The sequence below is a fragment of the Zobellia laminariae genome (assembly GCF_030553095.1).
Classification (GTDB): domain Bacteria; phylum Bacteroidota; class Bacteroidia; order Flavobacteriales; family Flavobacteriaceae; genus Zobellia; species Zobellia laminariae.
Map to the genome: position 1 here is coordinate 4,937,901 of NZ_CP130738.1, position 25,810 is coordinate 4,963,710.

Annotated in this window: 23 protein-coding genes and 1 pseudogene; 13 read left to right on the forward strand and 11 right to left on the reverse strand. The window is 37.5% G+C overall.

Going from position 1 to position 25,810, the window contains the following annotated elements; all coding sequences use genetic code 11:
* Nucleotides 1-32: 32 nt before the first annotated feature.
* Nucleotides 33-590 carry a DUF1223 domain-containing protein gene (locus Q5W13_RS23690; RefSeq protein ID WP_304444788.1) on the reverse strand — a complete coding sequence of 186 codons (558 nt, stop codon included), beginning with the start codon at nt 588-590 and terminating at the stop codon, nt 33-35.
* Nucleotides 591-666: 76 nt separating this feature from the next.
* On the opposite strand from Q5W13_RS23690, the gene Q5W13_RS23695 reads away from it, so the two are divergent.
* From Q5W13_RS23695 to Q5W13_RS23740, 11 genes are all read left to right on the forward strand, one after another.
* Nucleotides 667-1,278, forward strand: coding sequence for a DUF4159 domain-containing protein (locus tag Q5W13_RS23695; protein ID WP_304444789.1), 612 nt, complete (start codon nt 667-669; stop codon nt 1,276-1,278).
* 25 nt (nt 1,279-1,303) lie between these two features.
* Nucleotides 1,304-2,404, forward strand: coding sequence for an AI-2E family transporter (locus Q5W13_RS23700; protein ID WP_304444790.1), 1,101 nt, complete (start codon nt 1,304-1,306; stop codon nt 2,402-2,404).
* A gap of 73 nt (nt 2,405-2,477) precedes the next feature.
* Nucleotides 2,478-2,825, forward strand: coding sequence for a hypothetical protein (locus Q5W13_RS25605; RefSeq protein ID WP_368662368.1), 348 nt, complete (start codon nt 2,478-2,480; stop codon nt 2,823-2,825).
* The gene (locus Q5W13_RS23705) at nt 2,822-3,589 is read left to right on the forward strand and encodes a THUMP-like domain-containing protein (protein WP_368662369.1); all 768 of its coding nucleotides are present in this window, start codon (nt 2,822-2,824) and stop codon (nt 3,587-3,589) included. The genes Q5W13_RS25605 and Q5W13_RS23705 overlap by 4 nt, the downstream gene beginning before the upstream one ends.
* A gap of 336 nt (nt 3,590-3,925) precedes the next feature.
* Entirely contained in the window at nt 3,926-4,480 is a 555-nt protein-coding gene (locus Q5W13_RS23710) for a carboxypeptidase-like regulatory domain-containing protein (RefSeq protein WP_304444791.1), read from the forward strand.
* 20 nt (nt 4,481-4,500) lie between these two features.
* On the forward strand, nt 4,501-7,323 hold the full coding sequence (locus Q5W13_RS23715) for a SusC/RagA family TonB-linked outer membrane protein (protein ID WP_304446570.1): 2,823 nt from the start codon (nt 4,501-4,503) through the stop codon (nt 7,321-7,323).
* 59 nt (nt 7,324-7,382) lie between these two features.
* Nucleotides 7,383-8,564, forward strand: a complete 1,182-nt coding sequence (locus Q5W13_RS23720) for a RagB/SusD family nutrient uptake outer membrane protein (RefSeq protein WP_304444792.1) — start codon at nt 7,383-7,385, stop codon at nt 8,562-8,564.
* Nucleotides 8,534-9,103, forward strand: a complete 570-nt coding sequence (locus tag Q5W13_RS23725; RefSeq protein ID WP_304444793.1) for a RagB/SusD family nutrient uptake outer membrane protein — start codon at nt 8,534-8,536, stop codon at nt 9,101-9,103. Before Q5W13_RS23720 ends, Q5W13_RS23725 begins: the two co-directional genes overlap by 31 nt.
* A gap of 133 nt (nt 9,104-9,236) precedes the next feature.
* The gene (locus tag Q5W13_RS23730) at nt 9,237-10,823 is read left to right on the forward strand and encodes an FG-GAP repeat domain-containing protein (RefSeq protein WP_304444794.1); all 1,587 of its coding nucleotides are present in this window, start codon (nt 9,237-9,239) and stop codon (nt 10,821-10,823) included.
* A gap of 44 nt (nt 10,824-10,867) precedes the next feature.
* Nucleotides 10,868-11,347, forward strand: a complete 480-nt coding sequence (locus tag Q5W13_RS23735) for an ASPIC/UnbV domain-containing protein (protein ID WP_304446571.1) — start codon at nt 10,868-10,870, stop codon at nt 11,345-11,347.
* Nucleotides 11,302-12,825: an FG-GAP repeat domain-containing protein gene (locus Q5W13_RS23740; RefSeq protein WP_304444795.1), complete on the forward strand. Its 1,524-nt coding sequence runs from the start codon at nt 11,302-11,304 to the stop codon at nt 12,823-12,825. Before Q5W13_RS23735 ends, Q5W13_RS23740 begins: the two co-directional genes overlap by 46 nt.
* Here the strand turns inward: Q5W13_RS23740 and Q5W13_RS23745 are convergent.
* The 10 genes from Q5W13_RS23745 to Q5W13_RS23790 form a co-directional block, all read right to left on the reverse strand.
* Nucleotides 12,783-14,378, reverse strand: a complete 1,596-nt coding sequence (locus Q5W13_RS23745; protein ID WP_304444796.1) for an FG-GAP repeat domain-containing protein — start codon at nt 14,376-14,378, stop codon at nt 12,783-12,785. The two genes, Q5W13_RS23740 and Q5W13_RS23745, sit on opposite strands and share 43 nt — an antisense overlap.
* A gap of 175 nt (nt 14,379-14,553) precedes the next feature.
* Nucleotides 14,554-15,192: a carboxylesterase family protein gene (locus tag Q5W13_RS23750; RefSeq protein WP_304444797.1), complete on the reverse strand. Its 639-nt coding sequence runs from the start codon at nt 15,190-15,192 to the stop codon at nt 14,554-14,556.
* Nucleotides 15,193-15,320: 128 nt separating this feature from the next.
* Nucleotides 15,321-15,785, reverse strand: coding sequence for a T9SS type B sorting domain-containing protein (locus Q5W13_RS23755; protein ID WP_304444798.1), 465 nt, complete (start codon nt 15,783-15,785; stop codon nt 15,321-15,323).
* A gap of 81 nt (nt 15,786-15,866) precedes the next feature.
* On the reverse strand, nt 15,867-16,952 hold the full coding sequence (locus Q5W13_RS23760; RefSeq protein WP_304444799.1) for a hypothetical protein: 1,086 nt from the start codon (nt 16,950-16,952) through the stop codon (nt 15,867-15,869).
* Nucleotides 16,953-17,009: 57 nt separating this feature from the next.
* Nucleotides 17,010-17,231: a hypothetical protein gene (locus Q5W13_RS23765; RefSeq protein ID WP_304444800.1), complete on the reverse strand. Its 222-nt coding sequence runs from the start codon at nt 17,229-17,231 to the stop codon at nt 17,010-17,012.
* A gap of 20 nt (nt 17,232-17,251) precedes the next feature.
* Nucleotides 17,252-19,468, reverse strand: coding sequence for a hypothetical protein (locus Q5W13_RS23770; protein ID WP_304444801.1), 2,217 nt, complete (start codon nt 19,466-19,468; stop codon nt 17,252-17,254).
* Nucleotides 19,440-20,438: a hypothetical protein gene (locus tag Q5W13_RS23775; protein ID WP_304444802.1), complete on the reverse strand. Its 999-nt coding sequence runs from the start codon at nt 20,436-20,438 to the stop codon at nt 19,440-19,442. Before Q5W13_RS23775 ends, Q5W13_RS23770 begins: the two co-directional genes overlap by 29 nt.
* The gene (locus Q5W13_RS23780; protein WP_304444803.1) at nt 20,380-22,071 is read right to left on the reverse strand and encodes a hypothetical protein; all 1,692 of its coding nucleotides are present in this window, start codon (nt 22,069-22,071) and stop codon (nt 20,380-20,382) included. The genes Q5W13_RS23775 and Q5W13_RS23780 overlap by 59 nt, the downstream gene beginning before the upstream one ends.
* A 2-nt stretch (nt 22,072-22,073) precedes the next feature.
* Nucleotides 22,074-22,277: a hypothetical protein gene (locus tag Q5W13_RS23785; protein ID WP_304444804.1), complete on the reverse strand. Its 204-nt coding sequence runs from the start codon at nt 22,275-22,277 to the stop codon at nt 22,074-22,076.
* A 47-nt stretch (nt 22,278-22,324) separates the two neighbouring features.
* Nucleotides 22,325-24,109 (reverse strand): hypothetical protein, encoded by a 1,785-nt coding sequence (locus Q5W13_RS23790; RefSeq protein ID WP_304444805.1) that lies wholly within the window; start codon nt 24,107-24,109, stop codon nt 22,325-22,327.
* Nucleotides 24,110-24,245: 136 nt separating this feature from the next.
* Here Q5W13_RS23790 and Q5W13_RS23795 point away from each other — a divergent pair, with 136 nt between their 5' ends.
* Together Q5W13_RS23795 and Q5W13_RS23800 are read left to right on the forward strand one after the other, a co-directional pair.
* On the forward strand, nt 24,246-25,367 hold the full coding sequence (locus Q5W13_RS23795; protein WP_304444806.1) for a PQQ-dependent sugar dehydrogenase: 1,122 nt from the start codon (nt 24,246-24,248) through the stop codon (nt 25,365-25,367).
* A 136-nt stretch (nt 25,368-25,503) separates the two neighbouring features.
* Nucleotides 25,504-25,704, forward strand: a pseudogene (locus Q5W13_RS23800) (c-type cytochrome); the annotation flags it as partial.
* Nucleotides 25,705-25,810: the final 106 nt, after the last annotated feature.

Below are 25,810 nucleotides of genomic sequence, written 5' to 3' on the forward strand. Positions count from 1 at the left end.
CTGTTCTCTCCTCGTTTCACCTCTGTAATCCGCTAATCCAGAACCAATACAGCTCGGAAATTTTTTTTTGCAATAGCGCCGTTAAGCTTATAATTAAAGAATACAGATTCCTTTTCCACCTTCACATTACTTAGGGTTATCCTATTCTCTGCTTTAATAGCCCCGTATTCCACTATTGCTGCTTTCATTTTAACAGCACTAGACCCTACAAAATGGGCTTTGCCGTTTACGACTACCTGAGGTGTATAATTACTTCTATTTTTAAATTTGATGTTATACTTGCGTTGTTTTTCTGCATACACAGGATTGCTAAATGGGTCTTTCCAACCTATATAATTCCAGTAATCTACATGATAAGACAAGGCATAGACCGAATTTCTGTAATCATCTTTTGCCTGCTGAAGCAATGCGTCAGCTGGCGGACAACTAGAACAACCTTGTGAAGTAAAAAGCTCTAAAACCACAATAGGCGCGTTATCCTCAGAAGCTGTTGGTGTTTTTTCTTTTTTCAACTTAAAATCAATTTTGAAAGCCATAGTTACACCACCAATTAAAACAATACAAACAAGAGCAATTCGTTTCCCCACCATAATTCATACATTTGAGTTATTATTATTTAGTTCGCGCACAGATGAAACAACTTACGTATTGCTTAACAATTTTAACATGGTTACAGCACAACTACAGGCGCAAGAAGTAGCCATTTTAAAATATAATGGCGGAGGAGATTGGTACGCCAACCCTACTGCTCTACCTAACCTCATTAAGTTTTGTAATGAAAACGCAGGTACTGAAATAAACGAAAAGCCACAAACTGTAGAAGTAGGCAGTAGTACTATTTTTCAATATCCTTTTCTACATATGACCGGTCATGGCAACGTAGTTTTTTCTGACGAGGAAGCAGAAAATCTAAGAACCTACCTCTTTTCTGGCGGATTTTTACACATTGACGATAACTACGGTATGGCTCCTTACCTAAAAAAAACACTAGAAAAGGCTTTCCCTAATAATACTTTAGAAGAACTAGGAAGCGACCACCCTATTTTTAAAGTGGTTTTCAAATTTCCAGAAGGTGTACCCAAAATTCATGAACATGATGGCAAACGTCCTCAGGCCTTGGGTCTTTTTCATGAAAATAGACTTATTCTGTTATTTACAACAGAAAGTGACCTAGGCGATGGCTGGGAAGACCCATCAGTACACAATGACCCTAAAGAAATAAGAACCAAGGCGTTGCAAATGGGCACCAACATTATGGTTTATGCCTTTAAAAACTAACCTAAAACCAAAAATTAAGCTAATAATGAACGCAAAAACGATTAGTCAAGGAATTTTACGCTCAGTGGGGATTATACTTGGTATTGTTCTCTTGCTTTATTTTCTATGGATGATTCAGTCCGTTATAGCATATTTAGCAATAGCAGCAGTAACAGCACTCATAGGAAGGCCTGTTGTCTTTTTCCTAAGACGCAAATTAAAACTACCAAACACCTTGGCAGTTATAATTACAATGGTACTGATGGTAAGTGTTTTAGCTGGGATTATAGCTCTATTTGTACCCTTATTAACTGAACAAGGTAAAAACCTTTCTTTACTGGATATAGACCAACTGAAGCTTAACCTGGACTCCTTACATGATCAAATTGTTAGTTTTATAGGCACAGCCCCTAATGTAGTGGATGAAATTATTGAAGAAACCGATTTTGAAAAGACCATTGTAGATAGCCTGAATATAGGATTTATACCAAATTTTCTTAACTCGTTTTTAGATGTACTTAGCACAGCTAGTATTGGCCTATTTTCTGTCTTATTCATCTCCTTTTTCTTTTTAAAGGATAGCAATCTTTTACAAAGTGGCATCTTAGCTTTTGTAAGTAGTGACAGCGAAAAAAGAACCGTACATTCTATTGATAAAATCAATAATTTACTATCCAGATATTTTGTTGGACTGCTTCTTCAAATTTTTATTCTGTTCGTAATTTACACCATAACACTGTTCATTGTTGGCATTGAAAATGCTATAGTAATTGCCTTCTTATGTGCACTGTTTAACATCATTCCATATATAGGTCCGATCATTGGCGCGGTGATCATGGTGGTACTCACAATGACCAGTAATTTAGGGATGGATTTTAGCACCGTTATTTTACCAAAAGCAGGGTACGTTTTAATAGGATTAGCCGTTGGACAATTAATAGATAATTTCTTTTCTCAACCCCTTATTTTTTCAAATAGCGTGAAGTCTCATCCGTTAGAAATTTTTCTAATTATTATCATTGCCGGCTTACTCTTTGGTGTAGTAGGAATGGTCGTTGCCGTACCCGGATATACAGCAATTAAGGTGATTTTAAAGGAGTTTTTATCCGAAAACAAGCTTGTTAAGTCGCTCACAAAAAGTTTATAGTTTTAGTTTGAATAAAAATATACTACATACTGGTGTACAGAATTTTATGTCAAAAAATTTGAATACTGACATCATGTCAGTATTACTAAAAAAACCTATTTTTGAGGAAATTTCCAACCGCGAACTTACCGAGCAGTTAGAAGCTCGTAAAAAGTGCGAAAAAAAACTTCCTACTTGGTTCGCATCATCAAACATCTACTACCCCAACAAGTTAAATATTGAACAAACCTCTTCCGAAATCACAGCTCAATATAAAGCCGAATTAGTTAGCGGGAAATCACTTGTAGATGTCACCGGAGGACTAGGTGTAGATAGCTACTTTTTTAGCCAGAAAATAGACCAAGTTCACCACTGCGAATTAGACCAGAATCTTTCTGAAATTGCGGCTCATAATTTCAAAATTCTGGTGTTGACAATGTGAATACTCATGCAGAAAACGGATTGGATTTTATCAAAAATTCCAAATCGGAATTTGATTGGATTTATATTGACCCTTCCAGACGAGACAATTTAAAACAACGTGTTTTTTTCTTATCAGATTGCTTACCAAATGTGGTAGAAAATCTGGTCCTTCTTTTTTCTAAATCTAAAAATATACTCATAAAAACGGCTCCACTTTTGGATATTACCGCTGGAATAAATGAGTTAAAATATATAAAGGAAATTCATGTTGTGGCCATAAATAATGACGTGAAAGAAGTGCTATATATTTTACAAAGAGATTACACCGGAAGCATCGCCATTAAAACAATAAACAAAACCTCACAACAAGATCAGGTCTTTGATTTTAAATTAGAATCTGAAAAAGAGGCTGTTTCTCAATTTTCAGAACCACTCACCTATCTCTACGAACCTAATGCAGCTGTTTTGAAATCCGGAGCGTTCAAAATTTTAGGCAAGGCGCTCCAATTGAAAAAACTGCACGTAAACACTCATTTATACACCTCAAACCATCTCATAAACTTTCCTGGACGAAGGTTTAAAATTGAAAGTATACTCCCCTACAACAAAGCTTCTCTCAAAAAGGCAGGAATCAAAAATGCCAATGTTACTACCCGGAACTTTCCAGAGAGCGTAGCTACCATAAGAAAGAAGATGAAAATTAAAGATGGTGGGCAGATTTATCTATTTTTCACAAAAAACCTTGCCGAAAACGTTGTAGTTCTACGATGTTTCAAAGTATAAATAACACTTAATCGATACTTTTTGTTTGATTTTGTTAGTTTTAATTTTGAAATTTTTATAAAGTTTTCAACTTTTACGACTAGGTATACAAAATTCTACAAAAGAGTTGAACCTTTGTAATCATCAGGCTGTCAACCTTAAGAAAAACTTAAAAATAGTGCTTCATGTTAAACTCGGTGATATTCCGTTCTGAATTCTACTAATATCATATCAAAAAAAATACCTTACTTTTTTTTCCATAATTATATTATCGTTACTTTTATTTTTGATTTCCTTAACAGTTTCTACAATTATTGGGGATTTCATATTAATAAACTAACAAACAACACTCACACTATGAACCAAAAACGCGATTACAAATCGTTAAGGTCCAAGAGTAAAATTTCTACTCTAGGCATTGGGCTTTTTTCAATGATGATTTGCGCTGGGCCACAAACCGCCTTTGCAAATTCAAGTTCAGACCTTAAAATTGAGGTTAAGGACATTTTTCAAACTACTGTATCTGGAATAGTTTTAGACAGTGGTGGTATTCCACTGCCTGGAGCAAATGTTGTGGTCAAAGGAACCACCAACGGAACTCAAACAGATTTTGATGGTAATTTTACATTAGAAGTAGAAGATGATGCTATCCTAGTTATAAGTTACCTAGGTTTCGTTACAAAAGAGGTTGCCGTTGACGGACAATCTACTATCAACATTACATTGGCTGATGATGCAGCTGCGCTAGACGAAGTTATCGTAACTGGTTACCAAACGGAAACCAAACGAGAAACTACAGCTGCAGTTTCTATCGTAAAAGCAGAAGAACTGGCTGCAATTCCTTCTGGTAACGTAGAACAACAATTACAAGGTAGAGTTGCCGGTGTAACCGTTATCACTAATGGTCAATAGGAACTACGAGCCAAATTAGAATTCGTGGTTTTGGTGCTTTTGGAGGTAACGAGCCTTTATACGTGGTTGATGGACTACCTGTATCAAACACAGAATTCTTAAACCCGGATGATATTGAGACCACAACGGTCTTAAAAGATGCTGCCGCTGCTTCTATATATGGAGCAAGAGCTGCTAACGGTGTTGTAGTATACACTACAAAGCAAGGTAAAAGAGGAAAGCGCAAAACTGAAATGACAGTAAATATATCTAGTGGTGTTACCGACCCTAATGTTGGCGGAGCACTAGAAATATTAAGTCCTCAAGATCAAGCAAGGTATACCCACATAGCGTATGAAAATGATGCAGCTGTGAGTGGTGACCCTGTTGACTACAGGCATCCACAATATGGCTCAAATGCTATTGCCACTCTCCCTGACTATTTATATGCAGACGGAGTGAGCGGAGCATCTGCTAGTAAGGTGAATCTTGCCCAGATACAATCTAACTATGAGAATGATCCTGATAACACGTTTTTAATAAAGCCAAACCTTGCAGGTACTAATTGGTATAAGGAAATTACTAGAATTGCTCCTATTAGCAGGTTTTCTGTAGGCTTTGATGGTGGAACTGACAATGGTAGATTTTATTCTGGTATCTCCGGACAAAACCAATCAGGTATTTTACTTGAAAACGAATTTGTACGTTACACAGCTCGTTTTAACTCAGAATGGGACATAGCTCCTTGGTTGAGTATTGGTGAAAATTTCCAAGCCACTTATCGTTCTGTAACAGGAGGATTCGGAGGTAACGGGGGTATCGGAGGAGCAAATTCAGAATCTGTTATTCTGTCTGCAATACGTATGCCTTCTATTATTCCAGTATATGATGAGTTTGGCAGTTTCGCTAGTACCAAAGCTGCTGGTTTTGGTAACGCTCGTAACCCTGTTCGCGTTTTAAAAAATGATAACGGAGATGATAAGGCTTATGCTGTTGGAGGAACAGGAAACATATATGTTCTCTTAAAACCTGTTGATGGTTTAACTATTAGATCAAGTCTTGGAGGAACCTATTCTAATTCTCATTATAATTCCTATTCCTACAAGTATTTAGGAGATTCTGAACCACAAGCAAGTAATGGTTACAGTGAAGGTAGCAACTACTTCTTTAATTGGACTTTTACCAACACTGCTAGTTATGACAAATTGTTTGGCAAGCACCGCGTAAAAGCTTTAGCTGGTATAGAAGCATTGAATACTGGTGTAGGAAGATCTATAAATGGTTCTGGTATTAATCCGTTTTCTACAGATCTTGATTTTCAAAGTTTAAGTGTAGTTCAAAGTCCTGTTGTTAATAGCAGCCAATTTAAAGGGGTGAACTTTTATTCTTTGTTTGGTAAGTTAGATTACAGTTTTAACGATAAGTATTACATTACAGGTGTTCTACGTCGTGATGGATCATCTCGTTTTGGAGAAAACAATCGTTATGGTGTGTTTCCTGCGGTGTCTGGAGCATGGCGTGTAATTGCTGAATCTTTTATGCAGGATCAAGATGTTGTTAGCGACTTAAAATTTCGTGCTGGTTGGGGGCAAATGGGTAACTCTAACAACGTAGACCCAAATAACCAATATTCACTTTATGCATCTGACAGAGGAAATACATTTTATCAGACATTAGGTCAATCCTCTGGTACCAGTGAAGGTTTTGCAGCAAGCCGTATTGGAAACCCTGATGCCAAATGGGAGACAAGTACTACGTTGAATATAGGTTTTGACGCAAGTTTCTTTAATAATAAACTAGAATTTATTTTTGATTGGTGGCAGAAAGACACAGAAGATCTTCTTTACCAATTACCTTTACCAGGCGTTACTGGAAACTATGCATCTGCTCCTTCAGTAAACATTGCTTCAATGTCTAACAAAGGTGTTGATTTTGAAATAATAGGTAGAGGTAACTTTACTGAGGATTTCTCTTTTGAAGCACGAGTAACCGCTGCTTTCCTTACCAATAAAATAGAAGCACTGGCTCCAGGTCTTGACTTTTTTGACGGTCCTTCTGTTAGAGATATCGTAGCTACAAGAAATGCAGTAGGTCATTCACTTTCTTCTTTTTATGGATACAATGTAACCGGTTATTTTAATAGTCAAGCTGAACTGGATGCAAGTGTAGATGTTGTGCGTGATGATGCCGGTGTTCCTGTTTTAAATCAAGCTGGTGAAACTACCGTTGCTTTAGATGATAATGGAGATCCAATAGATGCACAAGCTGGTCAAGGTTTGGGGCGTTTTAAATATGAAGATGTAAATGGCGATGGAAGAATAACTGCAGATGACCGTAAATTCCTTGGTAGTCCTGTACCTGATTTTGCTGGTGGTTTAACACTTAACTTTAAATACAAAAAACTAGAGTTCGAAACCTACTGGTACACATCAATTGGTAATGAAATCTGGAACCAAACTAAATGGTATACTGATTTTTATGGCGTATTTGAAGGTTCTGCAAAAGGACCCGCTGCTTTTAATTCTTGGACTCCAGAATTAGGAAACAACGCTCAAGTACCAAGATGGGAAAGTGCTTCTAATTTTAGTACTAACGGTGTGGGTAACTCCTGGTATGTAGAAGATGGCAGCTATCTTAGATTGCAAAGACTTTCTTTTTCTTATGATTTTAGAGGAGACCTTACCGATAAATTAGGCTTGACTAAACTTAAAATTGGTCTTTCTGCCAACAATATATGGACATATACAAACTATAGCGGTATTGACCCCGGTGTTGGTGGTGGTGCAGATACCAACTTTGGTATTGATATAGGTAACTATCCTGTAGGCCCTCAGTATATGATTAATTTTGAAATTGGAATTTAATTCGTTTACAAGAAGCTTGTAAAGAATATCTGTTACAAATCGCATTTTAAAAATATAATATGAAAACAAATAAGAATTCAAAAAAGCTGGCTGTAGCTATGGTCGCACTGCTCGCGTTAGGCGTGTCCTGTAGTGATGAGTTTTTGGAAATAGCCCCAACGGGTTCCTTAGCTGATGCTCAAGTAAGTACGAGTGAAGGCCTTGACGGTCTTTTAATTGGTGCCTATTCAATGATTAATGGAAAGCTAAACGTACCAAACGAACGTGGTGGTGCTCCTAACCACTGGCTTGTAGGATCAATACTAGGTGGAGATGCCAATAAAGGAACTGACCCTGGAGATGGCGCTACATTGGCCACTTTCCAGAGGTTTCAGGCAGATCCAACTTTTGCAGAAGTTAATGTATTGTGGCAATCACGTTACGAGGGAGTCAGTAGATGTAATACGGTTTTGAGTACTGTTGCTAAAAGCAGTGAATCACTTCCTGCGGAAAAAGTAACCGAGGTTAGTGCTCAAGCTAGAATGTTACGCGGTCATTTTTATTTTGACCTAAAGAAAAACTTCAATAATATTGTTGTTTTTGATGAAACGGTACTCCCTACGGATATTGTTCTAATAGCAAATGATGGTGATGCTTGGGCACTGATTGAAGCTGATTTTCAATATGCTTATGATAATCTTCCTGAGACCACAGATGCGGGCAGAGTAAATAAATGGGCCGCGGCATCTTATATGGCTAAGGCCAAATTATATCAAAAGAAGTATGCAGAAGCCAAAACATGGTTTGATGATGTCATTGCTAATGGTGTTGCCTGTAATGGTGAGAAGTACGCTCTTCTTGATGACTATTCAAAAGTGTTTAATGCTGCATTTGATAATCACGCTGAAGCTATTATGGATGTTGAATCTTCTAATGAAACAGGAAGTGTAAACAACTCTAACTGGTTTGATGATTTAAACTATCCTTACCTTACCGGTAATGAAGGTCCTGGTGATTGCTGTGGATTTTTTCAGCCTAGCTTTGAATTAGCTAATTCGTTTAGAACTGGTGCTGATGGACTCCCTTTACTGGATAAATCATATAACCTCCCCGCTAATGAGGTGAAAAATGATATGGATATTGCTTCTACGGAGCCATTTACTCCAGATGCTGGTCCATTAGATCCAAGAATCGACTTTTCAATAGGTAGAAGAGATATCCCATATTTAGGATGGAAACCTCACCAGGTCAAGCTTGGATAAGAGTACAGGCTTATGGTGGTCCTTATTCCCCTAAAAAGTTTGTCTACTATGCTGACCAAGAAGGCACACTTACCGATGCCAGTTCATGGACACGTGGTTATGCCACTATGAACTACCCAATCATCCGTTTTGCTGATGTGCTGCTTATGGCTGCTGAAGCAGAAATAGAAGCAGGAACATTGGAAAATGCAAGAACCTATGTAAATATGGTACGCGCTAGAGCAGCTAAATCTGAATTTTGGATTAAAAACGAAGATGGATCTGATGCAGCTAATTATGTTATTGAGGAATACCCTGCTGCTCAATTTGCTAGCAAAGAATCTGCTACAGAAGCAGTTCGCTTTGAAAGAAAACTTGAATTATCAGGTGAAGGGCATCGTTTCTTTGACTTAGTTCGTTGGGGCGTTGCTGCGGAAGAAATCAATGACTACCTTGATTATGAGGTTCAAAAATTAACACAAGCTTACTCTGGAGCTAGGTTTACTGCAGGCAAAGATGAGTACAGAGCTATTCCTCAAACACAGCTTGATTTACAGTAAGGTGTATTAAAGCAAAATCCTGGTTATTAATTCATAAGTACCTTACTTAAAAAAGCTGCTCTAACGAGCAGCTTTTTTTGTTTATATTCAAACCTTCTTGCATATTTGTAGACTACCATATTCCAAGTGTCAAATGAAATTAAAAAACTCGTTCCCAACAACACTATTTTTTGTGTTTTCTACTGTGTTTCCACTTTTTACAAGTTGTAATAAAAAAGCTTCAGCTACAAGGTTTATAAGTGTAGACCAAAACGATTCCAAACTTATTTTCAATAATAAGCTTATTGAAAATGACTCTATTAACATTATGGATAATGAGTTTGTTTACAATGGAGCTGGTGTTGCTTTAGGTGATTTAAACGGAGATGGTTTGGACGATATATTCTTTGCCGGTAACCAAGTTGAGAACAAACTTTTTCTAAATCTTGAAGAACTTAAATTTAAAGATGTTACAGAAGCTGCCCATATAACAAAAACAGATTCGCTCCAATGGTCTTCTGGTGTATCGATTATAGATATTAACGCAGATGGCAAATTAGACATATACGTCTGTAATACTTTTAGAAAAACTGATATTCGTAGAAAAAACCTGCTATACATTAATCAGGGTAACAATTCACAAAGTATTCCTGAATTTAAAGAAATGGCTGAAGAATACGGTGTTGCTGACGACACCTACTCCTCTCATGCACAGTTTTTTGATTATGATAATGATGGCGACCTTGATTTATTCATTGGAGTAAATCAGATTGAAGGTATTGACCCAAGTGATTTTAGACCTATTGAAGATGATGGTTCATCTATGAGCAAGGACCGTCTTTATGAAAATACATGGGACTCAACTCTTAACAAACAACACTTTGTAAATGCATCCAACAAAGCAGGAATTAAGTTTCACGGATATAGTCATAGTACTTTAATACATGACTTCAATAATGATGGTTGGCCAGATATTTATGTAGCCAATGACTTTTTAAGTAGTGACCTGATTTACATAAACAATCAAGACGGTACGTTCACGAATAAAGCTCGCGACATATTTAAGCATTTTAGCTTTTCTTCGATGGGGAGTGATGCTGCGGATATTAACAATAATGGTAATCTTGAGTTTTTCACCACTGAAATGCAGCCCTACTACAACAAAAGAAAAAAACTATTTCAGGGCCCTAGCAATTACCAAAAAGAAATATTTATTAAAAAATACGATTACGAAAAGCAATATGCACGGAATACGCTTCAAACTAAACTAGGAAACAATCCAGAAACTAATCTCCCTATTTATGGTGAAATAGCAATGCTTACAGAAACAAAAGAAACTGACTGGAGTTGGGCTCCTCTATTTGCTGATTATAATAATAACGGGCTTCAAGACCTTTTTATTACCAATGGATTTCCTAAAGATGTTACAGATCGAGATTTTGGGGATTTCAGAGCTAGTTCAAGTAGATTATTAAGTAAAAAGAAACTACTGGCAGCCATACCAGAAATAAAGATACCGAACTTTATGTTCAGTAATCATGGAAATTTAAACTTCAAAGATAGCACTAAGGATTGGGGCTTGAACATGCCCACCTACTCTACTGGGGCAGCTTACGCAGACCTAGACCATGACGGAGATTTAGACCTAGTGGTAAGTAATATAAATGACAACGCTCTGCTACTCGAAAACAAATCCAACGAATTTTCGGAACCTCAACACTTCCTAAGAGTTTTAAATTAACAGGTCAGAAAGAAAATATTAGTGCTATTGGCGCATATGTTGAAATTTTTGCAGATTCATTACATCAAAAGAAATCCCTTTTATCTGGGCGTGGATACCTTTCTCAACCCGAACTTACTTTTCATTTCGGATTAGGAGATAGAAAAAAAATTGATAGTCTTTTAATCAGTTGGCCAAATGGAAAAAACCAAGTAGTTAAAACTACTGTATTAGATTCTGTCCTAAACATTGCATACAACCCAAAAGAGACAAGGAATCTCAAGAGTAATACGATTGATTATAAAACTAACTTTGAAAATGTTACTGAAAATTATAATTTAGAGCATCTTTCTCAAGATCATGACTTTATTGATTTCAACTTTCAAAGTACCCTACCACATAAATTCTCTCAATATGGCCCTTCTCTTTCAGTGGGAGACGTAAATGGTGATGGCTTAGATGATATGTTTGTTGCTTCAAGTAGAAATTTTAAAGAAAAATGGTTTATTCAAATTCAAATCAGACTTTTAATCAAATCGAAGTAGGATATAAAACATCGGACAAGCTTGAAGAAGAAGATGCTGGAACGTTGCTTTTTGATGCGGACAATGATGGAGATTTAGATTTATTCATTGCTCGTGGTTGTGCCCAGTATCCCACTGGTCACGACTATTACCAAGATATTCTAATGATTAATGATGGAAAAGGAAGCTTTTCTCAATCTGAGGAAGGTCTTCCGGACATGAAAACTAATTCTTCTACAGTTAAAGCTGCCGATTTTGACCGTGATGGAGACCTAGACCTTTTTGTTGGAAGCAGAGTTCTCCCTTTTTCATACCCCAAGCCAGATCGTTCATACATCTTAAGAAATGACAGTACTAAGGAGCATGTTAAATTTACCGATGTAACGACAGATATAGCATCTAGTCTTGAGTTCGCTGGATTGATAAGCGATGCGCTATGGACAGATTTTAACGGTGATTTTTGGCCTGACCTCATTTTGGTTGGAGAATGGGCTCCGTTACGTTTCTTCCGGAATGAAAATGGAAAATTAATTGAAATTACGGATAATACAGGTATATCTAATTATTCTGGCTGGTGGAACAGCTTAGCCGCTGCTGACCTAGACAACGACGGAGACATAGATTACATTGCAGGAAATGTTGGTGAGAATATCAACTTTAAAGGCTCTAAGGAAGAACCTGTACATATATACTCTAAAGACCTTGACCAGAATGGTTCCATAGATCCACTTATCTCCTTTTACTTAAGGGATAGCATCGGTATTAAAAAGGAATATTTATACCATCCTTGGCAAGATGTAACAAAGCAGTACGTAGGTATTAGAAAAATGTTTAATTCCTACGGTGAGTTTGGCGAATCCACACTACCTGAAATGTTTTCTGATGGTCTTTTAGATGATGCCGCCGTTGACTCTCTTACCTATATGAAAAGTTCATGGATAGAGAATTTAGGAAATGAAAAATTTAGAATGCACGAACTGCCAGTTCAGGCACAGTTTGCTCCGGTCTATGGGATTCAACCTCTAGACTTTAACGCTGACGGACTGAACGATATTCTTTTAGTAGGTAATGACTTTGGTATGGAAGTACAGCAAGGGCCTGCAGATGCCTTTATTGGGCTTGCTTTAAAAAATGAGGGCAATGGTAATTTTAGACCAGTTTCATTAGATGAGAGTGGTTTCTTTGTTCCCGGAGACGCCAAAGCAATTGTTAATCTTATAGCGGGTGATTCAAAAAAATTGATTGTTGTGTCTCAAAATAATGATTCTTTAAAAGTTTTTAATACGCCTAAGTTGAACCTATTTAAAGTACTTGCTTTACAACCAAATGAGGTAAAGGCGCAAGTAGAATTGCACGATAGCACCAAACAAATGCATGAGTTTTACTGGGGCAGTACATTTCAATCACAATCAGGACGGTTCATAGAAGTTAAAGAAGACTTTATAGAAATTCGTTTCTATGACAACAAAGGAAACCTAACTCGACAAATTAAACCATAAAGAATCATTCTACTAAGGCTATTTTCAAGAAGCATTATATCCCAAGGATTTTCTTTATAAACTTTAGCTAATTCAGCAGGCAAGAAGGTAAAATTTAAAGTTGAACAACTTAAGGCTATGTCTATATCTCCGTCTTGATCAAAATCTCCAGAATCTATTAAGAACCATCTACCGGAGAAGTCTTCTTTTAATATTTGAGGTTCAAATTCAAACTTATCTTGACTAATGTTGTTCAAATAAACGAATGACATTTCTGAGTGTTGTTTATAATCGGGAAAAGTAGAGATTATTCCAAAATCGATATCTCCGTCTTGATCAAAATCTCTACTAACACTTCTAGTAGCACCATGCAAGGGAAAGAAAAATACTTCCTTAAAGTTATTAGTCCCATCATTTAAGTGAATACGTAAGCCGTGATACGACTTAAGCACCTGTGTTTTATCCGCATTATCTCCGTGAACGGTAATAATATCTTGATCTCCGTCATTATCGTAATCTATAATTTCAAACCAACTACTACCATACACTGGACTAAAACGGATGGCTTGTTCTCCTCTAAATTCTAAATTTTCAGTTTGATATAGAATGGTCACCCCTTCGTTTCCTTGAGCTGTCATCACAATAATATCATCTTTACCATCATGATTCATATCTTGCACCACTGCCCTTATAGACCCCGGCTGCCCCAATAATATTTTCTTCTCTAAGCTGCCACTTTTTGAGTTCACAACTAATGATAAGCTACCTGTGAGATTCCCAAATTCGCAAACCAAAATCTCATCCACGCCATCTTTATTAAAATCGATTACAGTAGTATGAACTGGCCTATGAAAATTTATAGGTTGGGACTCAACAGTTTTATTTTTTATTGAAAAAATTCTTCCATTCGCTATTTCCGAAGGACTTAAAGACCCTATTGAAGTTACGTATTTTACATCATCCTTTTCTGTATAAGCAGATATAGGTCCTTTTCCATTTAATAGTTTCGCTAAATTTTTACTCTTCTGATCATACTCATAAATTCTACCTCTTGAATCGGCTACATTCAACTTGCCTTTTTCCGCATCAAATTCAATAAAGATAATTGAACTCCCTTCCGAACTATCAATGTCTATTAGTTCTAATTTAAAGTTATTAAGTTCGGTCCTTTCAATTTTAGCACTTTCTACTATTAAACTATCTGGGGCATTAGATATTATATATTCATTTAGAAGTCGCCAATCTTCAACTGAAATTTTTGATTTTACGCTGTATATACCCGATTTCAGAATAGCGCCTTGCTCTTCAAAAGAAAAACCATTAAGTGGATTAAATCCAGAATTCTTTATACCCATTCTTGCTCCCATTTCTGGCAGTACCTTATTTGCCCATAAATGTTTTGGCAAATGTTGAATGTTAGGTAGCTGATGACAACTGGCACATTGTGTCTTAAAAAGCTGAGCGCTTTTTTCTTTTTTATTTTTAGCACAAGAGATTAATAGAAAAACTAAAAATATTAAAACTGCGGAATTTTTCATATTATTAATCACCTCTTCAAATTGTTCTAAATGCATAAAAATCTATTCTTATGAGAACTTAATAAATTTGTCTTTTCAAAATTATTAATCGACATAGAATTACCTTAAATAGAATAATGTGATTATAGTATACTACTGCCGCTCCTGCTTCATAAACCAATCATACAACTCCTCATTATCATAAGCTTGTATCCATGAATCATGGCCTACCTTATGGATATTTAGTAAAGCGAATATCATAATTCATACTTTTTAATTTTGCCACCATGGTTTCTGATTCTGAAATTGGAATAGACTGATCTTCTTCTCCGTGAAAAACCCACATGGGCATTTTTTTATCTATCCAAGAAGCATATGGTAAAGGCGTCATGCCGCAGACCACAGCCATTGCAGCAAATTTTTCTGGATACTGGACGGCCATTTCCCAAGCTGCCCCTCCTCCTCTACTGAGTCCGGTTAAATAGATTCTTTTTTTATCAACTCGGTTATTATCTACAATGGTGTCCAGCAACTGCATTACCGAACGTGTATTCCACCACATTTTCTTTTGCGGATTTTGAGGAGCTAATATCAAGAAAGGAAATTTCTTTCCCCTTTGTATAAGTTTAGGCGGACCATTTCTTTTAACGTAAACTAAACTATCCCCTGACTCACCTCCACCGTGAAGAAAAAGTAGTAGTGGATATTTTTCTTCGGGATTCTCGTCATACCCTTCAGGGTAATAGAGGTAGTAACTATAGTTCTCTTTGATGACCGTTTCTTGCTCGGCATCTATTAACTTATATTTAGATTGAGCGGCACAACCTTGTAGAATAAAACAGAGTAAAATGAAATATGATTTCTGAAGCATTTATGTATTCTTCTCCGTAAATAGCTATAACGGAATTCATCGGTTAAAATACAATTTAAAAAACTGCGTAAAAAAGAAACGGATGCCTAAATAGACATCCGTTTTTTAATTTATTATTTATTTAAGATTTAACGATAAAGGGTAAAATGCCCAACATAACGTATATCTCTATCATCATTTTGATTCACTACATACCAATAATCACCTGTTGGTAGTTCCTTACCTTCATAAAGTCCGTCCCATTTGTTTACTTGGTCCAGCTCAGCAACTACCCTTCCATAACGGTCATAGATAATTACTTCAATATTAGGGAAGAATTCTCGGTTACCCGGTGCCCAGAAATCATTTTCATTATCACCGTTAGGCGTAAAGAAATTTGGAATCTCTAACATTCCAGTAAACTCAAACGGTATAACGGCAACTGTCACACAACCATTTTGGTCAACTACGCGAATTTCTACTTCACCACTTTCTGTTGTAGTGTACAATCCTACGCTTCCGTACGATTGTCCATCAAAGAAAAACTCATAGCCACCAAAACCACCTTCAGCTGTTGCTGTAATTTCATTTGGTCCAGTCTTTTCAGCTATCAATGTTAATGGGTCGTATGCATCAATAGTAAACTCTACAAAGTTTGTACATCCATTTTCATGATAGATATACGCAGTATAATCCTATAGTGTTAAATCTCCCCATGAACGTTCTGTTGTTGCTAATGCTGTAATAGCATCAGTTGGGTCAATAGGGTTTAAGGCGAATAACAATTCAGAAACTAAACTTTCTTCTTGCATCTGAACCGAAGCCGTACTGTTAGGAAAAATACCCTCACAACCATACTGCACTAAAGGAGATGCTGTTAAATCAACCCCTATTTCTATAGGAATGAAAATATTAGTATTACACCCATTAGCGTCTTGTACAAAAACGATATAACCTTCTCCTCCAATTAAACCATTAAAAGATAAATTATCGTTTCTCAAGAAAATCTCCGTTCCATCAGAATTAGGACCTACTAAACGAGTCTCATAATATTCATCCATGGTTACAGGATCTACAAATGGTGTACCACCAGTCACTGTTATTTGCGCAGTACCATCTTCAAAACCTATACAGGTCTCAGGTGTTGTATCAAAATCTGTGATTTCTAATGCTGTAGGTTCAGTTACTATAATTTCAAAAGTTTGTGGACAACCTTCAGCATCTTGTGCCAATACCGTATATGATGGGTTACTAGGCGTATTAGCCGGTAAATCCGTAAACGTATACGTTGTTGGGTTATCTGGATCACTAAAGAATTCACTTAAGTTAGGCTCAATTGCAAATTGTACCAAACCTCCTGTTGCACTGGTTACCTCCATAGTAATGGTACCATCAGTTTCACCAAAACATGTAGTAGGTGTACTGTCACCTATAATGTCTACTGGTATTGCTGGTGCAATTGTAAATGGTCCTTGGACCTCACCACAATTAGCACGACTGATAACTGAAATCCAGTAATCACCTGCATCTAGGTTTTCGAACGTTCCAAAATCTTGGAATGTACGGTTTTCATAGGTCGGCATTGTTTCTGCAACAAAAGCATCTGTACCCGGGTCTGAGTTATAAATTCTAAACTCATAAGTACCGGTACCTCCATTAGCAATAGCTTCTATTCTACCATCTACTTCATAGGCACACGAAACATCAAAAGTAGGAGAGTTTATATCTATACTCAACGCTTCTGCGTCCGTAATAGTAATACCGTTGGTCTTAACTGCCAAACAAGAACTTAAACTACCAACCTTACGAACTTCATAACGATATGAAGAACCAATAGTTTATGGTATATTTGTTGCTACTGGCAGACCATTTGTATCTGTTCCACTAATAAGAGTCCAAGGTCCTCCTGATCCATTAACACTATACTCGTAAGTTCCTCCTTGTGGGTTATTCACACGAATCATCATAGTTGCCGCATTACCACATGCAGGAACTGAAGTTTGAATCAATGCCGGGTTAATTGGTGGCGGTGGAATTACCTGAATAGGCGCTGAAACCACACCACAATTTAAGGTAGATACTACCTCAACAGCATACCACCCACCATAATAACTCCTGTTGTACCTGAAAATTCAGGACTGCTCTGGTAACCAGTCGTAGACACAATATTGGTGTTATCATTATCTGCCAAGTGTAATAACCTGTATTGATATCCTGCACCGGGCACACCACCAATTGCTCCTGGTGTAGTGCTATCTGTTGGGTCAACAGCTAATATTATAGCATCATTTCCTGTAGGACATTCAAGCTCTCTAGTAATAATAGCTTCTACCTCTATATCAGGTACTGAAAATAGTTCTTTCTCTAAAGTATACGTACAAAGCTCAGCATCCCTTACAGTTACACGGTAATTACCACTTGCAAGACCTGAAAAAGTAGTGTTACTTCCGTTAGCGGCAAATGTAGCATATGAAGCGTTGGAATGCGGTGCAAAACCACTTCCTACCGTACTCTCATACTCTAACATGTACTCGTAAGGCGCTGCATCCCAACCACCTTGGGTAGTTACTACAATTTCTCCTAAATCATTAGAACAACCAACTCTTCCTACCTCATCCAAATCGGTTATCAATAAATCACCATTTGGTGTGTTTATAGGGGTTGCATTACTGAATACATTACAACCAGCAACTGTTTTATTGCTCTCTCGGATAACAACACGATGATTACCTCCTTCTAATCCTGTTATGACAAAAGGATTTCCGTCTGTAGCTATATCAACAATGCCATTTGAATTTCCAGCAACTGGAGCGCCAAAAACACCGCCACTAAATCCTGAATCATTAGATTGGTATACCCAATATTCATATTCACCAGTAAAACCACTTACGTCAATACTTAATTCTCCACTAGTTGTTCCAAAACAACTTACGGCTTGCGATTCTATTATAGATACCGTTGGCACTACAGGTTCGTCTACAACATAAGCTACAATAGGATAAGTACAACCTCCAACATCATTTACTCGTAAATTATATTCACCAGCTACCATTGGAAGGTCAAATTCTACAAAACTACCACTTGGTTGTGCTTGATCACCTACTGGCGATACTGAGAAACCTTGATCTTCAATAATAAAGTTGGTACTACCTGTAACGGTTACACGAACTCGCTCTGGGTTCTCACAATCCATTGGAGATACTTGAGTAATTGTTGCTGTAACATTATTAGGAGGGTCAATGACCACATCCGCACTAATATACTCACAACCATTACTATCAATTGCATATACGTTAAAGGTTTGCTGTAAACCATTATCTACTATTACAAAATCCATAGTATTACTACTCGTAGTTTGGTAACTATCTGTAGCATTGATCTTAAATCCGTAGTCTGCTCCATTTCCAATGCCATTAACGGTGGCAGTTAGTATTGTTGTGCTATATCTATTTGCTCCAACCTCACATAATAAAGTACCTGCGGTTGCATTAACACTGAATACAGGTGGTTCGTTAATAACCACTTCTTCTCTATCATAACAATTTCTATCGGTCACTACTTCTAGCACATAAGTACCTGGAGCTAAACCTAAGAAAGAACCTGAATTATTAGTTTCATCTCGAGACGTAACATCATAATTTAATGGCATAGAAAGCAAATCAGCATTATAAAGGTTATACTCTTTTATACCATCTGCATCTGTGCCTGCGACGATTGATGCAGAAATACTACCATCATCTAAACCATTACAGCTTACATCCGTAGCTCCTGTTTCATCAATATCTGGACTTGTTGGGGCTGATCTAATAATACTGTTTACCGAAGTAGCACATTGGCCTACACCATCACGTACAATCTGATCCTCTATTATTACATCATAAGTTCCAGGAGGAACATTTGTAAAATCAACAATGGGATTGTACACAGTGTCATCACCATCATCAAGAATAGTCATGCTTACTGGGTTACCACCAATATCAAATCCACTCAAAGTGTAATTAAAATTACCACTACCTCCATCGGTAGTAATTCTTATTGAACCGTCTGCCTCTTCACAATTAGGTTCGATTTCAAAATCACCTGATGCAGTTAAGACTTGATAAACTTCTGCAACACCATCTATGTTACAACCATTTGCATCTATAATATTATAAGTATAAGATCCTACACTGTTTACTGTAAATGTTGCCGTGGTATTAATAGCTGGATCACCAGAATTAGCTACCGTTTGACTAACCCCATTAAGTGTAAACGTTGGAGTGTCAAAATCACCATAGTAAACTAAGTGTAATATCAAATCCTGTTGCAGCAGTAGCTGTTACATCACACTGATTATCAACTACAGGGTCTAGTAACGGTAAGTCAGGGTTTAATTGAATTATTGCCGCTGATGTACTTGCCGGACAACCACCTGCATCCAAAACCCAAATATCATAAGTAACACCCGTTAAAGAACCCGCCAATTCTTTGGTTGGCGAACTATCAAATTCCGATGGCGCTGGTGCAACACCAGGAGCTAACGTACCTTGTTCTACAAATGCGAATTCATAAGGGGCAGTTCCTCCATTTGCTCTAACTGTAATTTGTCCTAAGGCATTACAGTTGGCATTTTGATTGTCAATAACGTCTACTCTTGGTAAATTTAAAATTGCTTCTGCTTCGGCTCCGCCACTACAAAAAGTGGTTGTATCCTCAACGGAAATACCATAATGTCCGGCAGGTACTTGAATAAGGTCATTCGTTAGTACTGAATTTGACAGATTTACTTCTTCAATCCCAGTATCAAGATCTGTAATGATTACATTGTACGGACCAGTACCAGATGTAATGGTATATTCTAGTCCAACATTACCATTATAACAAGTGGCATTATCAATGGTCATGGTTACAGTTAATCCTGGCCCATCTGGCAAGGTAATTACTTCTTCATAGGTACAATTTGTAACCGTATCCCGTACTTCTACAGTATAAGAAGTTCCCCAAAGTAGACCACTGAAACAATGCTGGTCTGGTAAAGCTGGTGCTCCATTTGGAGTTTCCCAAGCTAAAGCCGGATTTTCCAACAAACGAACTTCATAGCTACCGGAAGTACCTCCTGTAATATCAACACATACTGTAGTCCCACCAGGGCTACAAGTAGGTGGTGGTGTTGGATATATTGGGGTAATATCTAAACTAGCCGAATCAATAATGAAAGGCTCTATATCATTACACCCTCTGGAATCTAAAACAATTACCTGATAATTTGGGGATAAGACTTGGGTCATTAATTGTAAGTGGAAAATCTATATCTGCAACATTATTTTGTGTGTAGAAAGGATTTCCGAAATTATCTTCAATTACAACAGTATAGTTCTCTACTCCCGCTGTTGGAAGGTCAACTACTACTCCTCCTGATAAATCCCCTGTTGTACAAGTAGCATCAATAGGAGTTACCGTAGCATCTGGCGCACCTATAGGATCCGTAACTACGGAAACTACAGTTACAGCAGTAACACAATTTCTTGCATCTCTAACTACATACTCGTAATCTCCTGCTGCCAATCCGGAATATACAGTTTGATCTGAATAGTTATAGGTAATAGCATCACCTGTTGGACTATTTGGATCTAAAGGATTAGACTGTAACTCACCTACTGGAGCAAATACTACCTCAAATGGTGGCACTCCTGAAGATACTGTTGGGATTACCTCAACAAAACCGCTATTTGCATCACCACAACTTGGACCTACTACTCTTTCTGTAGCTGCTATATTCGTAGGTTCTGCGAACGTTAAAGATTCGGATAAAATACTACAACCATTATTATCAGATACTTCTACAGTATAATCTCCAAACTCCGTAAAGTTCATGGTATAATCGAACGTATTGGATGGAAGTGGAATTGCCGTATGGGCAGGAACCGCAACTCCATTTCTGAAAATAGTATATGAAGTAGAAGCTAGATTGGTTATATCTCCTCCTGATACCGTAATCTGCATTTCTCCATCACCTCCACAATCTATCTCACGATTCAGGTCAAGACTAACTTGAATTTGTGGCGGTATTCTAATTGCTGATGTAGAAGCTGTACAGCCGTTGGCATCAACCACTTCAATAGTATAGTTACCAGGAACTAAGCCTGTAAAAGTATGTGAGCCCGCAACATAAGGTACCAAGGTACCTCCATTAATTCGATATTCATGTGTTGCCAAAGCAGCCGTACCTGCAGTTGATGTCACTGTAATTTCGCCATCATTAGTAGCAGAATAACAATAATCTATAGCTCCAGTTGTAATTGTTGGTGCATCAACACTGGTTAACGCAAACGTTGTGGAAGCAGTACAACCTTCAGAATCTATTACCGTTAAGGTATAAGTTCCTTCTTCTGTTAAGTTACCAAAAGTACGTCCTGTTTTTGGTCCTTGCACGGTAGATGCTGTTGGCCATTGTAACTCATAGCGATACCCACCAAAGCCGCCAGTAGCAGTTCCGGTTACTCTACCAATATTATTATTCTGACAACTCATAGCGGTTTCTGCCGCAGTAATACTTAATGGTGTTGCCGCTTCTTCTACATCAAAGGAAGTTGTAGAAGTACAGTTGGTTTCATTATCTGTTACCGTAATTTCATACGTACCCGCACCTAAGCCTGTTATCGGAATTTCTAAATCAGTACTCGTAGTTGTCCCGGTAATAACTGCAGCAGTAGGAGCTGTTCTATTTATTGTATAGTCATAATCAATACCATAACCATCCACTAAGAAAGCACCGGTACCATCTGTAGCACCTTGACATACACGCCTGTCTCCACCTGATTTTACACGTGCTCTAATGGTACTAAAACCACCAGTTGTAAAACTTGCAGGATATGTACAGCCATTGGCATCAGTAATTTCAAACTGATAAGATGTATCCAAATCTAAATAGGAAAAACATTACTTGCCTGTGCAGCAGGTAAAGTTGTGGAAGGGCTAGAAGAAATAATTTCATACTGAGTCACTGCAAAAGTTGCCGGTAATACATCTACAGTAACTCTACTTGTTCCTGTAGAACAATCAAGGTCATCTTGGGCAAAAGTAATAGAAGTAGGAGGTATTGGTTCCGTAATATCAATTGGTGTCAATGCTTGGAAACAACCTGCATCATCCTTAATATAAGGAATATAATTTATTATGCCAAACCTGTAAATGAGGTTCCTGTTTGATATGTACTATTGTCTATACTATATTCGTAACCAGTTCCGGAGCCGCCTGTAGCGACTGCAAAATCAATTATACCACCAGCATTTGCACAAGTGTAATCTTGAGTTAACGAGGCAGATCCACTAAGACCACCAGCAGAAGTAACCGTAACTGCAGGTAATGCCAATACACAAGTAAAAGCACCTTGAGAATATTGAACCTCAACTATAGTATAAGTATCATCGGAAACAGGAATTGTAGACGAACTTGTAAACGGATCACCTGCATTATTAGTTGCTCTATATTCTAAGTTAAACCCTTTTGGGTCAGTTACCGTAAATTCAACCTTTCCACCACCATTGGTACAGGTACCAACAATATCTGCTGCAGTAACATCTGGAGGGGTTAATTCAGCAACATATTCTGATTTTTCCGCTGTACATCCTTGATCATCTGTAATGTAAAAAGTATATGTTCCAGGACTTGTTACAGTATAAGAACTAGTACCTGTAAAATTACCGCCAGAAGTACCAGAGCCGCCACCGGTTACTGTATAACTGTACGTACCAGAACCTCCTGAAGGAGTTACATCTATATCAATACTTGAAATTGTAGAACAGCCAAAACTCATACCATTGGTATCCGTAGCTACTGTAATTGGATTTAAACCCGTACCTACTGTAATTGGATCACCACTTGTATCCGTATATTGTATAGGAGCAGCAATACCATTTGGAATGTCTTCCTTACAATCATTGGTTTCTACCTTTACGGCATAAGTACCTTCACTCACCGCCCCAAATGTGTATGTGTTACTAGATATGGTAGAGGTAAATTCTATTTCCGCACCACTATCATCTAATAAAGTATATACATAAGGTCCAGGAACTTCAGGGTTAATCGAAACATCAATAGTACCTGTCTCTCCACTACAAACGGGATTAGTAAAGGTTACATCAATGTCAATATCTACTTGTTCTATCTCTATAGGACCAATTAAGTATTCACAAAGCTCTCCCGGAATATTCAACCTTGCCTGAACTGTATAAGTACCTGCATCCAAAGTAGAAAAAATAGAAGAAGATTGATAAGGTCTAACAATAGACCCTCCTTCAAGAAGTTGAAATTGATAGCTATTAGGAAGTCCTGTAATTTCAATTCTACCTGGGTTATTACAAACATAATCTTTTGATGAAATACCGTATGATATGGTACTTTTCTTAACCTTAAAAAAGTATTGTTGTCCATCTGCTACTACACGATATTCTGCACCTGTTGAAGCTGAGATTGCACTAGCATCTAATTGAAATGTGTCTGTTATAGCAACTTCTGTATAGCACGATATATTTGTATTTGGACAATCTTGGTTTATATTAGGACTACAACTGCCTCCTAAAACTTGCCATGAAACATTACTATAGGAACCAGATAGCGAAATAATCTGGTCATCGGAATCTCCACAAAGGTTAAATCGTGCCACCGTTGAACCATCTGCTGCACAACCCACTTCTTCATCCGCATTTTGAATGATGGTTGCAAACATTGGTGGAGCGGCAGCAACCTTTTCGGCTGTGCTACTCGTTAATACCTTGTTAGAAATTGCTGTTGCATTGTCAGCGGCTTCACTTTTTATAGTGACCACTTCCTTTACGGCAGAGGCTACTTCATCATAAATTCTGAAAGCCGTCTTGCCTGCAATTGCAGAAGTACAGACTACTGAAAAGGTCATTAACAGTAGAGCGTACAGAATACGCTGTGTTTTTTTTGGGAGCATAGGTTAAGTCATTTTAAAAAGAAAATGAGCGATTTGGGTTGCATCACTTTCTCTCGGGTAATTCTTTTAAACTTGTAAATTCTCGTTATCTTTAACCATAACGGGACACCTTAATATTATCTTTTAACGTCAAATTATGCGAAATAGTGTATTAACGATAGCGTTAGCTGCAATAACTCTCAGCTATTCTTGCGCGCAAGACATTGAAAACAAGGTAGATACACCTACAAACCCTCCATACACCGCCCAACTACTGATCGATGAAATGCAGTCTCCTTGGGGTTTGGTGTTTTTATCTGCAAATGAACTGCTCATTACTGATAAATCCGGGGAACTCATCCATTTTGAAAATGGAGAAAAAACGGTAGTCAAAAATACTCCGGAAGTTTACACTAGAGGACAAGGCGGATTATTGGATATTGAACTACATCCTGATTATGAAAATACAGGGTGGATTTACATTACGTATGCTTCAGAAGAAGGCAAGGAAAAAGGTGGCCACACGGCGCTAATGCGCTGTAAATTAAACAATAACACCTTAACAAATAAGGAGTTATTATACAAAGCAACACCAAACACGACCAAAGGCCAACATTTTGGTTCACGTATTGAATTTGACAATGACGGTTACCTTTATTTGTCTATTGGTGAACGTGGTGCCAGAGACGAGAATCCGCAGGACATTACACGAGATGGTGGTAAAATTTATCGATTTTATGACGATGGAAGAATTCCAGAAGATAATCCGTTCGTAGATAAGGAAGGTGCTAAAACCGCAATTTACAGCTATGGACACCGAAATCCACAAGGTTTAGCAAAACATCCTGAAACTGGTGAAATATGGGATAACGAACATGGCCCAAAAGGTGGTGATGAAATTAATATTATTAAAGCAGGTGCCAATTACGGATGGCCATTGGTTACTTATGGCGTTAATTATAGTGGTACACCAATTACGGATAAAACAGAAATGGAAGGCATGACCCAACCTATTCACTATTGGGTGCCAAGTATAGCGCCAAGTGGTATGGCTTTTGTTACTACAGATAATTATAAGGGTTGGAAAGGAAGTATTCTTGTCGGTTCCTTAAAGTTTCAATACATGGAGCGTCTCCAAATGGATGGAACCAAAGTTGTAAAACGAGAAAAACTAATGACCGATTTAGGTAGAGTTCGTGATATAAAAGAAGGCCCTGACGGATTAATTTATGTGGCCGTTGAAGGAAAAGGCATATATAAGTTAGTACCCAAAGCCTAAATAACTGTTTTTTTCCCTATAGGTATTTGACTGGCTCAAAGAAACAATACGCATGAAAAGCTATTACAGTTCCCTTATTTTTTTAATTTTTATTGGTTGTTTTGGCCAAGCACAAGAATCCGTTCTCGCAGAAAGTATGCAAAGAGGCAGTGAAATCTACGCTGATTTCTGTGTTACCTGCCACTTAGAAGAAGGTGAAGGAATAATTGGTACTTTTCCTCCATTAGCCAAATCCGATTATCTGGCACAAAATCGTGAAACAAGTATTCGTGGCGTTAAATATGGTTTACAAGGTGAAATAACCGTAAACGGAGTAACCTATAACAATATCATGACCCCTTTGGGCTTAGAAGATGATGAAATAGCAGACGTCATGAATTACATAATGAATTCATGGGGCAATTTTTCAGACAAAACAGTCACCATAGAAGAAGTAGAAGCTA

Coding starts and splice junctions, on each gene's coding strand:
- Q5W13_RS23690 (WP_304444788.1), bottom strand. CDS start 590: ATGGTGGGGAAACGAATTGCTCTTGTTTGTATTGTTTTAATTGGTGGT.
- Q5W13_RS23695 (WP_304444789.1), top strand. CDS start 667: ATGGTTACAGCACAACTACAGGCGCAAGAAGTAGCCATTTTAAAATAT.
- Q5W13_RS23700 (WP_304444790.1), top strand. CDS start 1,304: ATGAACGCAAAAACGATTAGTCAAGGAATTTTACGCTCAGTGGGGATT.
- Q5W13_RS25605 (WP_368662368.1), top strand. CDS start 2,478: ATGTCAGTATTACTAAAAAAACCTATTTTTGAGGAAATTTCCAACCGC.
- Q5W13_RS23710 (WP_304444791.1), top strand. CDS start 3,926: ATGAACCAAAAACGCGATTACAAATCGTTAAGGTCCAAGAGTAAAATT.
- Q5W13_RS23720 (WP_304444792.1), top strand. CDS start 7,383: ATGAAAACAAATAAGAATTCAAAAAAGCTGGCTGTAGCTATGGTCGCA.
- Q5W13_RS23725 (WP_304444793.1), top strand. CDS start 8,534: ATGGAAACCTCACCAGGTCAAGCTTGGATAAGAGTACAGGCTTATGGT.
- Q5W13_RS23730 (WP_304444794.1), top strand. CDS start 9,237: ATGAAATTAAAAAACTCGTTCCCAACAACACTATTTTTTGTGTTTTCT.
- Q5W13_RS23740 (WP_304444795.1), top strand. CDS start 11,302: ATGGTTTATTCAAATTCAAATCAGACTTTTAATCAAATCGAAGTAGGA.
- Q5W13_RS23745 (WP_304444796.1), bottom strand. CDS start 14,378: ATGCATTTAGAACAATTTGAAGAGGTGATTAATAATATGAAAAATTCC.
- Q5W13_RS23750 (WP_304444797.1), bottom strand. CDS start 15,192: ATGCTTCAGAAATCATATTTCATTTTACTCTGTTTTATTCTACAAGGT.
- Q5W13_RS23775 (WP_304444802.1), bottom strand. CDS start 20,438: ATGACCCAAGTCTTATCCCCAAATTATCAGGTAATTGTTTTAGATTCC.
- Q5W13_RS23790 (WP_304444805.1), bottom strand. CDS start 24,109: ATGCTCCCAAAAAAAACACAGCGTATTCTGTACGCTCTACTGTTAATG.
- Q5W13_RS23795 (WP_304444806.1), top strand. CDS start 24,246: ATGCGAAATAGTGTATTAACGATAGCGTTAGCTGCAATAACTCTCAGC.